The sequence below is a fragment of the Muricoccus vinaceus genome (assembly GCF_042433125.1).
Taxonomy (GTDB): domain Bacteria; phylum Pseudomonadota; class Alphaproteobacteria; order Acetobacterales; family Acetobacteraceae; genus Roseomonas; species Roseomonas vinacea.
The window spans coordinates 135,454-147,666 of the sequence record NZ_JBHLVZ010000043.1 but is presented as its reverse complement, the minus strand read 5'-3'; the positions used below and the strand labels follow the sequence as shown (position 1 = coordinate 147,666).

7 protein-coding genes and 1 pseudogene are annotated in these 12,213 nt (G+C 74.0%); 4 read left to right on the top strand and 4 right to left on the bottom strand.

Annotation, left to right across the window (positions count from 1 at the left end; genetic code table 11):
* Window positions 1-205: 205 nt before the first annotated feature.
* Window positions 206-3,022 (bottom strand): phosphoenolpyruvate carboxylase, encoded by a 2,817-nt coding sequence (locus ACFFIC_RS15935; protein WP_377052065.1) that lies wholly within the window; start codon window positions 3,020-3,022, stop codon window positions 206-208.
* 320 nt (window positions 3,023-3,342) lie between these two features.
* Here ACFFIC_RS15935 and ACFFIC_RS15930 point away from each other — a divergent pair, with 320 nt between their 5' ends.
* The 4 genes and pseudogenes from ACFFIC_RS15930 to uca all read left to right on the top strand — a co-directional run bounded on the left by ACFFIC_RS15930 (window position 3,343) and on the right by uca (window position 8,722).
* Window positions 3,343-3,831: a hypothetical protein gene (locus tag ACFFIC_RS15930; protein WP_377052063.1), complete on the top strand. Its 489-nt coding sequence runs from the start codon at window positions 3,343-3,345 to the stop codon at window positions 3,829-3,831.
* Window positions 3,828-4,142: pseudogene (locus ACFFIC_RS15925) on the top strand (FAD-dependent oxidoreductase); the annotation flags it as partial. The gene ACFFIC_RS15930 and the pseudogene ACFFIC_RS15925, both read left to right, overlap by 4 nt.
* A 19-nt stretch (window positions 4,143-4,161) precedes the next feature.
* On the top strand, window positions 4,162-5,025 hold the full coding sequence (locus ACFFIC_RS15920; protein ID WP_377052206.1) for a hypothetical protein: 864 nt from the start codon (window positions 4,162-4,164) through the stop codon (window positions 5,023-5,025).
* An 88-nt stretch (window positions 5,026-5,113) separates the two neighbouring features.
* A complete protein-coding gene (gene uca, locus ACFFIC_RS15915; RefSeq protein WP_377052061.1) occupies window positions 5,114-8,722 on the top strand; it encodes an urea carboxylase in 3,609 nt (1,202 codons plus the stop codon).
* Here uca and ACFFIC_RS15910 read toward each other — a convergent pair.
* From ACFFIC_RS15910 to ACFFIC_RS15900, 3 genes are read right to left on the bottom strand one after another with little or no spacing between them, the layout of a single operon-like run.
* Window positions 8,719-10,005: an MFS transporter gene (locus ACFFIC_RS15910; protein WP_377052059.1), complete on the bottom strand. Its 1,287-nt coding sequence runs from the start codon at window positions 10,003-10,005 to the stop codon at window positions 8,719-8,721. The genes uca and ACFFIC_RS15910 overlap by 4 nt on opposite strands.
* Window positions 9,995-11,581, bottom strand: coding sequence for a glucans biosynthesis glucosyltransferase MdoH (gene mdoH, locus ACFFIC_RS15905; protein WP_377052057.1), 1,587 nt, complete (start codon window positions 11,579-11,581; stop codon window positions 9,995-9,997). The genes ACFFIC_RS15910 and mdoH overlap by 11 nt, the downstream gene beginning before the upstream one ends.
* A complete protein-coding gene (locus ACFFIC_RS15900) occupies window positions 11,578-12,183 on the bottom strand; it encodes a uracil-DNA glycosylase family protein (protein ID WP_377052055.1) in 606 nt (201 codons plus the stop codon). The genes mdoH and ACFFIC_RS15900 overlap by 4 nt, the downstream gene beginning before the upstream one ends.
* Window positions 12,184-12,213 lie beyond the last annotated feature (30 nt).

Genomic DNA, 12,213 nt, shown 5'->3' with positions numbered 1-12,213 from the left:
CCCATCGGCTTTTTCTCTGCCACGGGAATTTTCCGCGGTGGGGGCGCCTCGGGTCGGTGACCCGAGGCGAGGGCTGGGAGCAGGGAACACCCGCAACAGACGGATGGGCATCCAGGGGCCTCATGCCCGGGGCGTGAAAGGCCCGGAGAGGACGGCGCCCTTTCCGGGGCCGCAGCGGCTGACGCTCAGCATGCGAGCCCCCGCCTCACCCGAAGGCGCCGCACTCGAGCGACACCACCGCGCTGGCCTCGCGCACCATGGCGAACAGCTCGCGCAACGGCTCCATCAGCTCCGCGTGCTCGCGCCCATAGCCGCCATAGCGGGGCGCAGGAGGCTCGCCATAGTCCAGGGCGGCGCTGGGCGGCTCGTGCGCGGGAAAGACCTGGTCCAGCAGCGTCGCCGCCTCCTCCACGTCCAGCCGCAGCAGCCGCCGCAGCAGGCTCTCGCGCGTGACGCCGTGGCGGGGCGAGAATTCCGGCATGTTCACCGCGCGCATCCAGATGCGGTGCACCAGCATCAGCCGCAGCGCGTGCACGGCGAAGAGCCGGTCGGACATATGGGGAGCATCGCCCTCGGCGGGCCAGGCACCACGGAGAGCGGTGTCGTCGGCCAACAGGCGGCGGAACACGCGGCGGACGGGATCGCCCAGTCCCTGCTCCTCCAGCGCCGTGGCGACGGCTGAGAGGGAAGCGGCATTGGCGGGGCTGCGCGCATTGGCCGCGCGGTCCAGCCACATGCCGGGGTCGAGCGTGGTGACGTAGCCGCGCAGGATATCGGGGTCCGAAAGCGAAAGGCCCGCGCGGGCGAAGGCCATGGCGCCGGCGAAGCGGGGCGACTTGCGGAGCAGCTCGGAGAAGCCCTCCGGCTCCCGCGAGGCGCCGGCGCCCAGGCCGTGGGTGAGGTTGGCCAGGAAGCCGAGTTGCTGCAGCACGGCGTTGTTCGGTATGGCGCGCAGTTCGCGGGCGTGGCGGATGGTGGCGGGGCCGCCCGTGTCGCTCTGCCGCGCGGCGGGGCGCGATCCCGTGCGGTCGAGCAGGGCCGGGCCGAAGCCGCCGAGCAGGCCGGCGTAGCCGGGATCGTCCACCAGCACCGCCATGGCGCTGCGCATGCCCGCGAAAAGGTCGGCGGCAAAGCCGGCCTCGATGTAGACGGGGTCCTTGATCTCCCCTGGCACCTCGCCCGGCGGCGGGGCGAAGGCGTGCTCGGCGATGCGGGCGATGGCGGCATGGGCCAGGGCGGGGGTGCCGAACAGCGCGTAGCCGTCGCCGCCCTGGAAGCTGGTCTCGATGCGCGTCGGGATGCGGGCGGCGGCGAAGGCGGCGCGGACGGCCGGCGGGTCCAGGTAGTCCAGGCGGGCGGCCAGGCCGTCCGGATGGCCGCCGCGGCCCAGGCCCTCGCCGTGCGTCTCGAAGAGAACCACCTCCAGCTCCCCCATGCCGTGGCGGGCGAGGAGGTCGGCGACGCGAAGCTTCAGCCGCTCGATCAGGTGGCTGGCGGCGGGCTGGCCGACATAGCGGCCGGAATCCGAGTAGCCGAACTGGAGGCACAGGCGCCCGATCCCGCGCAGATAGGCCCGCCAGTGCGGGGAGCGCAGCGCTTCCTCGATCACGCGCTCGCCCCGGCGCTCCAGCGCTTCCGCAGTTTCGAAGAGGGGGCTGATCTCGACATGGCGCTCCACCCCGCAGAGGCGGGCGAGGAGGAGGGCGGCGAGGAGGGTGAAGCCGCTCTCGGTTTCGGCGACAAGGAAGCGGACGGGCTTGGAGGCGTCCACGTGCTTGGCGATCTGCGCCACCGTCATCATCAGCCGCATGGCGCTGGCCGATTCCGCCAGCAGGCCCCCGGTGTCCACCGGCTCGGGCTTCGCCTCGTCGAGCGCCGCGTTGATGGCGCCGAACAGGGCGCGGCGGCGGGCGGCATCGTCCGGGGCGCCGCCGAGGGCGGGCACGCGCAGCCGGGCGGCGTTGTGGAGCTGGGCGGCGTTCAGGCGGGTGTGGGTCTGGGCGAGGGACAGGCCGTGGGCCGCCAGCCCCGCGCGGGCGACGCAGAGGGCGAGGCGGGCCTGATCGTCCGGCGCCTGGGCGATGGCTGCGCCGAACAGCTCCAGCAGGGGCTCGGGCGTGGTGAGGGCGTCCTCGCGGCGCCCAACCAGAAGCAGGGCGAACTGGCGGGCGGCCTCGGGGTCCACACCCGCCCCGGAGGGCGGGCAGGCGGCGATCTGGGCGCGCAGGGCTTCGAGCGCCAGCGCCAGGCGCTCGCGCAGCGGGCCGGTGCCGTCCGGCGGCAGGGCGGCGATCTGCGCCTCCAGCCGGGCGAGGCCGAGTTCCTTCATGCGCAGGCGCAGGCGCAGCGTGTCCTGCCAGCCGATATCGGTGCGCCCGTCCGTGTCGTAGCCCACCCAGGAGGAGAGCAGCACGGGAGAGGGCACGAGGCTGCGCCAGCGGTCCGGCCAGAAGTCCCGGCCCACCGCAAGGAAGGCGGCGGACAGCCGGTCCAGGGCGTCGCGCCCGTTGGCCATGGCGGCGACGGCCTGGGTGAACTCCTCCTCCAGGTCCGGCGGCACGGGGCGCAGGGGGAGGCCCGGCGGGGCTGGCGTGCCGCAGGCGGCCTCGGCCAGGGCACGGTTGGTGCCACGCGGCAGGGAGAAGGTGGGATGGGCGGTGAACACCGCGGCGGCCCGCGGGCGCTCGCAGGCCTGGCGGAAGGCGGCGAAGGGCACGGGGCTGTCCGCGGGGTCGGGGCGGGCGGCACGGGTGGCGACCGCGATCAGGGCGGCGTCCGTGGCACCGGCATCGGTGCCGCCGAGCTTGCGGGCCAGGGCCGCGGCGCGGTCGGCGAAGGCGAGGTCGCCCAAGTGGCGCAGCGCCTCGCGCAGGGTGTCCAGGGTCAGGTCGCCGTCGTCCAGCCGGCGGCTGAGGACGAGGGCCATGGCCAGCGCCGGGGTGGCGAAGGGATCCCCATGTCCCTGGGACCGCGCGGCGGCGGCCAGGCCGGGCAGGTCGGGCATGTTCGTCCGTTGGGCCATCGCTTCTCTCCCGCATCGCGTACCGCCCGACGCAAGATCGGGCCGCGGAGGAGGGTGGGCGCCCCAGGCGGTTTGGCAAAGCCCTTGCGCGTGCGCCGCAGCACGGCGGCGGGCGCCAGGGAGATGGAAACTGCGAGTTCTTCTGGTGGATGCGGATGCGGAGCGCGCTGCCCTGGTCTCGGCCGGGCTGGAAGCGGCGGGCTGCACCGTGGTGGCCATCGCCTCCGACACCGCGGACCTGACAAGGCTGGCGCGGGGATCGGGGGCGGAGGTGATCGTCTGCGACCTGGACGACCCCGGGGCGCGGTGCACTGGAGAGCATGCGGGCCCTGAACCGCAACGGACCGCGCCCCGTGGTGCTGTTTGCCGAGAAGGGCGAGCCCGAGCAGATCGAGGCGGCGCTGGAGGCGGGAGTTGCCGCCTATGTGGTGGAAGGGCTGGTGCCGGGCCGGGCGCGGCCGGTGATCGAGGTGGCGATCCGCTGTTTCCGCGCGCACCACGCCATGCGGACGGAGCTGGACGCAACGCGCGCGACGCTGGCGGCCCTGTCCGGGTATCTCGTCGGCGAGGTGGAGCAGGCGGCGCTCATGACGCACTTCCTGGCCGGGCCGCAGGCGGCCGGGGCGCGATACCGGCCCGGCAAGCCGATCGCCTCGCTCGACCTCGCGGCGCGCTGCGCGGTCACGGGGCGTGGAGAGCGGATTGCCTATGACGGGTGCGTGCTGGCCACGGGCAGCAAGTCCTTCCGCCTGCCGCTGCCGGGCGCGGACCTGCGGGGCGTGATTCCCTGGCGGAGACGCGGCGAATGATCGAGGTGGCGCGCGAGGGCTGGCCCATGGAGCGGCAACTCGGCCACGACGCGGGCACGCTGCTGGCCGGGCGGCTGCGGGCACGCGACCTGATTCTGCGCATGCCGGTGGAAACCGTGGCGATCGAGAGCAACGGCCGGGTGGAGGCGGTCTGGCTCAAAACCGGCGAGCGCATTCCGGCGCGGCTGGTGGCGATGTCGGTCGGCGTACGGCCGAACACGGACCTGGCCCGCGCGAGCGGCCTGTCGGTGAAGCGCGGGATCGTTGCGGACGACAGGATGCGCACCAGCGACCCGCATGTGCTGACGGCCGAGGAATGCGCCGAGGTGGATGGGCGGACCATCGGCCTCGTTGCCCCTCCTGCGCCCGGCGGGGGAGGCGCGGCCGGACTGGTGGATCATCGCCCAGGTGGCGGCGCGGCTCGGCTGGGCCACCGATTTCACCTGGGACGGGCCGGCCGCGATCTTCCGCGAGCACGCGGCGCTGACGGGGCTCGGCAATGGCGGCCGGCGGGCCTTCGACATCTCGGGCCTCGCGGGCATGACGGACGCGGAATACAAGGCCATGGCGCTCACGCGCTGGCCGGTGCCGGCAGCGGGCGCGGCCCCCGCGCGCTTCTTCGCCGACGGCGCCTTCCCCGCGGGACGCGCGAGGTTCGTCGGGGTGTCGCATGCCGAGCGTCCGGAGGGCGACGGGCGGCTGACGCTGCTCACCGGCGGCACGACCCGGCAGGGGTCGAGGCGCCGGCGGAGGCCTTCGCCCGGCTCGTGGCCCTGCTGCCGGTGGAGGGTGGGGAATGGGCGCGGCTGGAGGATCCCTCCGGCCGGGCTGCATCGCGGCGTGCTGCTGCGCGAAGGGCGGGCAGAGGCGGCGCTGTTCCTGGGGCCGCACCAGCGCCTGCCGCCGCGGGACTGGCCGGCGGGGGTGCTCGCGGGGAATGGCGTGGCGCCGCTGGCCGCGCTGCTCGCCGGGAGGGTAGCGGATGGGCCGCCGCCCTCCCCCAACCTCCGCGTCTGCCACGGGGTTTCCCAGGACGCGGTACGGGGCGCGGTGCGCGGTGCGCGGCGGGGCGTGCAGCCTGGCCGCGGTGGGCGAGGCGACGCGCGGGCACGGGCTGCGCCCGGAGATCGCGGCGCTGCTCGCGGCCGGGACCGTGGCCGCCTGAGCGGAGCCGGCCGTTCCGGCATGGCATGAGGCTTGCTGCGCACGGGTCGCGGCCTGGGCGCCGGCCCGCGCGAGACGGGCGACCCGGGCTCGCCAAGAGCCCGGAGCCCCGCCCCCAGTGTCGCAGAACGTCCCGTTCCAGACCGTCCTGATCGCAAACCGCGGCGAGATCGCCGTCCGCATCGCGCGCACCCTTAGGGCGATGGGCATCCGCAGCGTCGCCGTGTACTCGACCGCCGACCGCAACAGCGCCCATGTCGGCGCCTGCGACGCGGCGGTGGAGCTGCCCGGGAACGGGGCGGCGGAAACCTATCTCCGGGGCGAGCTGATCATCGCGGCGGCGAAGGCCGAGGGCGCGCAGGCCGTGATCCCCGGCTACGGCTTCCTGGCGGAAAACGCCGACTTCGCCGAGGCCTGCGAGGCGGCGGGGCTGGCCTTCGTCGGTCCGACGCCGCAGCAGATGCGGGACTTCGGCCTCAAGCACGCCGCACGCGCCATCGCGGAGAAGGCGGGCGTGCCGCTGACGCCCGGCACCGGCCTTCTCGGCGGGCTGGAGGAGGCGCGCGCCGCGGCGGCGCGGCTGGGCTATCCCGTGATGCTGAAGAGCACGGCGGGCGGCGGCGGCATCGGCCTCACCCGTTGCGCGGACGAGGCGGCGCTGGAAGCGGCCTGGGATGCCGTGCAGCGGCTGGCCGCGAACTTCTTCAAGGACAGCGGCGTGTTCCTGGAGCGCTGCATCGACGACGCGCGGCACGTCGAGGTGCAGATCTTCGGGAACGGGCGCGGCAAGGTGGTGGCGCTGGGGGAACGCGACTGCTCGCTCCAGCGGCGGAACCAGAAGGTGGTGGAGGAGACGCCGGCGCCGAACCTGTCCGACGCTGTGCGGGCGCGGCTGCTCGACTCCGCGGCGCGGCTGGGGGAGGCGGTGGGCTACCGTTCCGCCGGAACCGTGGAATACATCTACGACCGCGCGCGGGAGGAATTCTACTTCCTCGAGGTGAACACGCGCTTGCAGGTCGAGCATCCCGTCACGGAGGCCGTGCTCGGCATCGACCTCGTGGAGTGGATGATCCGCACGGCGGCGGGCGAGCCTCCCGCGCTGGAGGCGCTGCCGGTGCCGCGCGGCGCCTCGATCGAGGTGCGGCTCTACGCGGAGGACCCGGCGCATGGGTTCCAGCCCTCTCCCGGCACGCTGACGGAGGTGCTCTTCCCCGCCGATGCGCGGGTGGATGGCTGGGTTTCCACGGGCACCGAGGTCTCGCCTTATTACGACCCGATGCTGGCGAAGCTGATCGTCCACGCGGAGAGCCGGCCGGCAGCCATCGCGAAGCTGCGCGCGGCGCTGGACGCGACGCGGCTGGGCGGCATCGCGACGAATCTCGACTACCTGCGTCAGGTGGCGGCCTCGCCCGCCTTCGCGGCGGGTGACGTGTCCACCCAGGCGCTCTCGCGCTTCGCCTACCACGCCATGGCGGCGGAGGTGCTGGAGCCCGGCACCTTCACCACGGTGCAGGACCATCCCGGCCGCGTCGGGCACTGGGACGTTGGGGTGCCGCCCTCCGGCCCGATGGACGACCTCGCCTTCCGCCTGGGCAACCGCATCGTCGGCAACGGGGAGGACGCGGCGGGGCTGGAATGCACGCTGGCGGGCCCGACGCTGCGCTTCCACACGGATGGCGTGGTCGCGCTGACGGGCGCACCGGCATCCGCCACGCTGGACGGCGAGCCGGTGGCGTGGTGGGCGCCCGTGCCGGTGCGCGCCGGCCAGGTGCTGACGATCGGGCGGGCGACGACGGGGTGCCGCAGCTATCTCGCGGTGCGCGGGGGCTTCGACGTGCCGATGTATCTCGGCAGCCGCTCCACCTTCGTGCTCGGGCAGTTCGGCGGGCATGCCGGGCGCGTGCTGCGGACGGGGGACATGCTGCCGCTCGGGCGGCCCGCACCGGGTGCGCCCGCGCCGGGCGCGGCGCCGGCCGCGCTGGTGCCGTCCTATCCCACGGAGTGGGAGGTGGGGGTTCTCTACGGCCCGCACGGCGCGCCGGACTTCTTCACCACCGGGGCGATCGACGCGTTCTTCGCCGCCGCCTACGAGGTTCACTACAACTCCAACCGCCTGGGCATCCGCCTGATCGGGCCCAAGCCGAGCTGGACGCGCAGCGACGGCGGCGAGGCCGGGCTGCACCCCTCCAACGTGCACGACTGCGAGTACGCGATCGGCAGCGTGAACTTCACCGGCGACAGCCCGGTGATCCTGACGCGGGACGGGCCGAGCCTGGGCGGCTTCGTCTGCCCCGTGACGATCGCCAAGGCGGAGCTGTGGAAGGTGGGGCAGGCCAAGCCGGGCGACCGCATCCGCTTCCGCCCCATTCCCTTCGACACGGCGCTCGCGCTGGAGCGCGCGCAGGATGCGTCGATCGCCTCGCTCTCGGCGCCGGACGTGGTCGCGATGCCGGCGCCTTCCCTCGCGCCGGCCGGTACCGTCTCGGCCTGCGTGCTGGCCGAGTTGCCGGCGGAAGGCGACCGGCCGGAGGTGGCCTATCGGCAGGCGGGCGACCGCTACATCCTGCTCGAATACGGCCCGCCGGTGCTGGACCTGCGCTTCCGCTTCCGCGTCCACGCGCTGATGGAGGCGCTACGGGCCGATGCCGTGCCGGGCATCCTGGAGCTGTCGCCCGGCGTGCGCTCGCTGCAGGTGAACTACGACAGCCGCGTGATCCATCAGCGCGCCTTGCTGGAGACGCTGATCGCGCTGGAGGCCAGGCTGCCGCCCGTGGCCGCGATGCGCGTGAAGACCCGCGTGGTCCACCTGCCCATGGCCTTCGAGGACAGCGCGACGCTCGGCGCGGTGGACCGCTACCGCGAGACGGTGCGGGCCAGCGCGCCCTGGCTGCCGAACAACGTGGATTTCATCCAACGCATCAACGGGCTGGCAACGCGGGACGAGGTCAGGAGCACGATCTTCGCGACGAGCTACATGATCCTCGGCCTGGGCGACGTTTACCTCGGCGCGCCCTGCGCCGTGCCGGTGGACCCGCGCCACCGGCTGCTGACGAGCAAGTACAACCCCGCCCGCACCTTCACGGCTGAGGGCACGGTGGGCATCGGCGGCGTCTATATGTGCATCTACGGGATGGACAGCCCGGGCGGGTACCAGCTCGTCGGGCGCACGCTGCCCATCTGGAACAAGTTCCTCCGCAACCCCGTCTTCACTCCCGGGGAGCCCTGGCTGCTGAAGTTCTTCGACCAGGTCCGCTACTATGAGGTGAGCGAGGCGGAACTCGACCGGCTGCGGGAGGACTTCCGCGAGGGCCGCGCCAGCATCCGCATCGAGGAGGAGGTCTTCGACCTCGGCGCGCACGAGGCCTTCCTGGCCGAGCAGGCGGAAAGCATCGCGGCGTTCAAGGCGCGACAGGCGGTCGCCTTCGAAAGGGAGGTGGCCCGCTGGCGCGAGGAGGACACCCAGCCCGCGGCGGAGGCAACCGAGGCGCCGGCCGAGGAGGAGATGGACGGGCGCAAGGTCGCGGCCGACATCCATGGCAGCGTCTGGAAGGTGCTGGTGGAGGAAGGACAGGTCGTGTCCGCCGGCGATGCGGTGGTCATCCTCGAGGCGATGAAGACGGAGCTTCGCGTCTCCGCCCCGATCGGCGGGACCATCCGCAGCATCCGCTGCCGGCAGGGGCGCCCGGTGACGGCCGGGGAAACGCTGCTGGTGATGGAGGAGGCCTAGGAAAGCCCCAGCCGCCGCGCCACGCCCAGGCGCGACAGCAGGGCGAGCAGGCCGAAGGCGCTGCCGGCCACGAGGCCGACCAGCGGCAGGCCGACAGCGGAGGCGACCTGGCCCGCCATGGCCGAGCCCGCGACGTCGCCCATGTTGAGCGATGCCATGAAGAGGGCGAAGCGCGTGGCCGCCGCGGGGCCGAGGCTCGCCTGCATCACCGCGGGGGCGAGGGCCACGAAGAGCAGGGCGGGCATGACGGTGGAGAGGCCGAGCGCCAGCGGCCCCGTCATCGCGGCCCAGTCCGGGTCCGCGGCAAGCAGCAGCGCCGCCGCGCCGAGATGCGAGGCGGCGCAGAGGGCGAAAAGGATGGCGAGCGCGCGGGACGTGCCCTCACGGTCCGTCCACCACCCCACCAGCAGCGCGCCGGCGGTGCCGGTGACGAGGGCCGTCACGGCCTGGAACCGGGACAGGGCCTCGGCCTCCCATCCGCGGTGCTGGATGAGCTCGACGGTCAGCGGCAGGCGGAAGAGGGCACCGACATAGTCGGTCGCGAAGCAGATCGCGAGCAGGATCAGGGTCGTGCCGCCGGCGAAGCTGGCGGCGAGGCGGCGGAGCAGCCGGGCAAAGGTTTCGCCCGCCGCGTGCGCGTGCGCGGGCGCGGAGCGGAGCGACAGCAGGGCATCCCCTGCCCTTTCCCGCACGATGAGCGGCAGGAGCAGCGCGAAGACGCCGATGCCCAGCAGCGCGGCCGCCGAGGCGTGCAGGCCGTGGGCGGGCAGCATCCAGGCAAACAGGGCCGTGCCCAGCGCGGCACCGCAGACGAACCCGACGCGGGTGATGGCGTTGGCGGTGCCCAGGCGCTCGGCGGGCACGTTGTCGATGATCATGCCGTCCGTCGCGGTGTCGGTCAGGGCCGCGAAGGCGCTCTGCACGAGGAAGACGGCGCTGACGGTGGACAGGCCGGACACGCTCTCGTCCTCCACCAGCAGCAGGCGGGCGAGGGCGAGAAGGGAGAGGGTGAGGGCCGCGATGACCCAGAAGCGGCGCCGCCCCATGGCGAAGCCGCCGAAGCGGTCCACCACCGGGCCCCAGAGGGGTTGCAGGATCCAGGGCAGGCCGACGGTGGCGACATGGGCACCGACCGCCGCAGCCGTGGCGCCCATGGCGGCGTAGTGGTTGGGCAGGGCGGTGAGCGCGAAGCCGGCGACCAGGCCCTGATAGGCGTAGAGGCCGGCGATGACGGCATAGCGCCAGGCGGGCGCGGCAATGAGCGGAACGGTTTCAGCCCGCATCGGGGGAGGCGGTCAGGACGCAGAAGGGAATGGCGAGCAGCAGCCCCGCGCAGGCCGGCAGCCCCGCCAGCACCGCGAAGGCGGAGCCGGAGGTGGCGAGAAGGCCGAGGATGACGATCCCGGCTGCGGTGTGCGGCCAAAGGAGGGCCGCGGCCTCGCCCCAGGAGACGCGGCGCTCGGCGCGGTGCTGCGCCAGCCAGGTGCCGCGGCGGAGGCCGAAGGCGTGGGAGAGCACCGTCAGCGTCTTGTCGAAGGCGATGATCGCATCGAAGAGGAGCAGAAAGACGCTCTCGGCCAGGGCCGTGCGGAAATAGGGCAGGCCGGCGCCCTGAAGCAGGGCCACGGCGTGCCCAGCCAGGCGCGGAAGGTGCAGCGCACCATAGCCGAGCGCCAGCAGCGCGACGAGCGTGCCGCGCGGCGTCCCCTCCCCGTCCATCGCGGCGTTGAGGGCGGCCAGCGGCAGCATGGCGAACCAGAGCGGGCCGAGGACGTAGTGCAGGATGGCCTGCAGCATCTGGAACCGCCCGAGCGCGCCCAGGGAGGGGTCGCGCAGCAGGTGGCGGTACTGCAGGTTGCCCGCGGCCCAACGGCGGTCCCGCACGAGAAACTCCGGAAGGTTCGGCGGGTGGGACTCGCGGGAACCGTCGCCGCCGGGCGAGGTGTCCGGCAGCACGCGCACGGCCCAGCCGGCCGCGTGCAGGCGCGCGGCCTCCACGTGGTCGTGGGAGAGGATGTGGCTGCCGTCCGGCAGGGTGGGCAGGCGGCAATGGGTGCGGAAGGGCGCGATGCGGACGAGGGCGTTGTGGCCCCAGAAGGGACCCTCCGTGCCCTGCCACCAGTTCTGCCCGACCGCCCAGGTGAGGGAGCCCGGCCGATGGCCGGCGCCGAAGAGGCGGCCGAAGGGCGCCGCGGCCGGACGGCCGGCGATGGTGGATTGCAGGATGGCGAGTTGGGAATCGGCCTCCATCGCCCCGACCATGCGGAGAACGGCGGCCGGCGTCATCTCGGAATCGGCGTCCAGCAGCAGGATGAGGTCGAAGCCGGCGGCGTGGTGGTCGAGGAAGTCCATGACGTTGCCGGCCTTGTAGCCGGTGTTCTCGAGACGGCGGCGGTGCAGGACGGTGCCGGGGCGGTATGCCCCGGCGAGGCGGCGGATGGCGGCCTCCTCGGCGCAGGCGCGGCGGGGGTCGGCGGTATCGGAAAGGACGGCGATGGCAAAGCGCGCGCCGTGGCCCCTCTCCACCAGCCCGTCGAGCAGGCGCGCGAGGGGCGGCAGCACGGCCTCCGTGTCCTCGTCGCGCAGGCAGACCGCGAGCAGGGTGCGGAGAGTGGGCCGACTGGCGGGCACAGGTGCCGCGTCCTCGCCGCGCAGCCGGATGGCCGCGCCGAGAAATCCTGTCGCGGCGGAAAGGCCGAGCCAGGGTGCGTTGGCGAGGAGGCAGAGAAGGAGAAGCACCTCCCACCCCGTCCAGCCGCCGGGGGAAAGGACGCGCAGCCCCAGGTCGACGAGGAGGAGGGCGACGAATGCGACGAGGGCGGCGAAGAGGCGGCGGCGCGCGCGGAGATCCGCCGTCACGCCGGGGTGGCGCGCAGCAGGGCGGCGGCCTCGTCCAGTACCGCCGCGATGCGCGCGGGAATGGCCGGGCTGGTGCAGACATAGGTGGGGCTGGGATGCGGCATGGCCAGCACCGGCAGCGCCGCGCGGGCGGCGCGGATGGCGGGCTCCGCCGCCGCGGCGAAGCGGCCGGCCAGCACCGCGACGCGGAGCCGCGGCAGCAGCCCGAGCAGCGGAGGCAGGAAGTCGAGGCCGGCGCGCAGCTCCGCCATCCTCGGCGCGCGGTTGAGGGCGCCCGGGGCGTGGATGATCCAGGGCACGGCGTTCCAGATCAGCGTATCCGCCCGCGCGATGCCGGCGGCACCAAGGAAGCGGCGCAGATTGGCGCCGGTGCCGCCGGACTTGTCGCGGGAGACGATGGCGTGCTCGTGCGACATGCGGGGGCCCGGGGTTTCGAGCAGAAGCAGCAGCCGCGCCTCCACGCCGCCGTCGAGCGGGTCCGGATCGGGCACGGGGCGCCCGGTTGCTTCGTGGATGCGGCGGGCGAGGGCGCGGATCGGCGCGGTGTGCCCAGCGGTTTCCAGCAGCGCCTGTCGAGCGGCGAGCTCGGCCGCGTTGGCCAAGGCACCAGCATGGGGGGCGCCCGCGTGAGG

Excerpts from the sequence above, each read along its gene's own strand:
- ACFFIC_RS15935 (WP_377052065.1), bottom strand. The coding sequence starts at position 3,022 with ATGGCCCAACGGACGAACATGCCCGACCTGCCCGGCCTGGCCGCCGCC.
- ACFFIC_RS15930 (WP_377052063.1), top strand. The coding sequence starts at position 3,343 with ATGCGGGCCCTGAACCGCAACGGACCGCGCCCCGTGGTGCTGTTTGCC.
- ACFFIC_RS15920 (WP_377052206.1), top strand. The coding sequence starts at position 4,162 with ATGGGCGGACCATCGGCCTCGTTGCCCCTCCTGCGCCCGGCGGGGGAG.
- ACFFIC_RS15910 (WP_377052059.1), bottom strand. The coding sequence starts at position 10,005 with ATGCGGGCTGAAACCGTTCCGCTCATTGCCGCGCCCGCCTGGCGCTAT.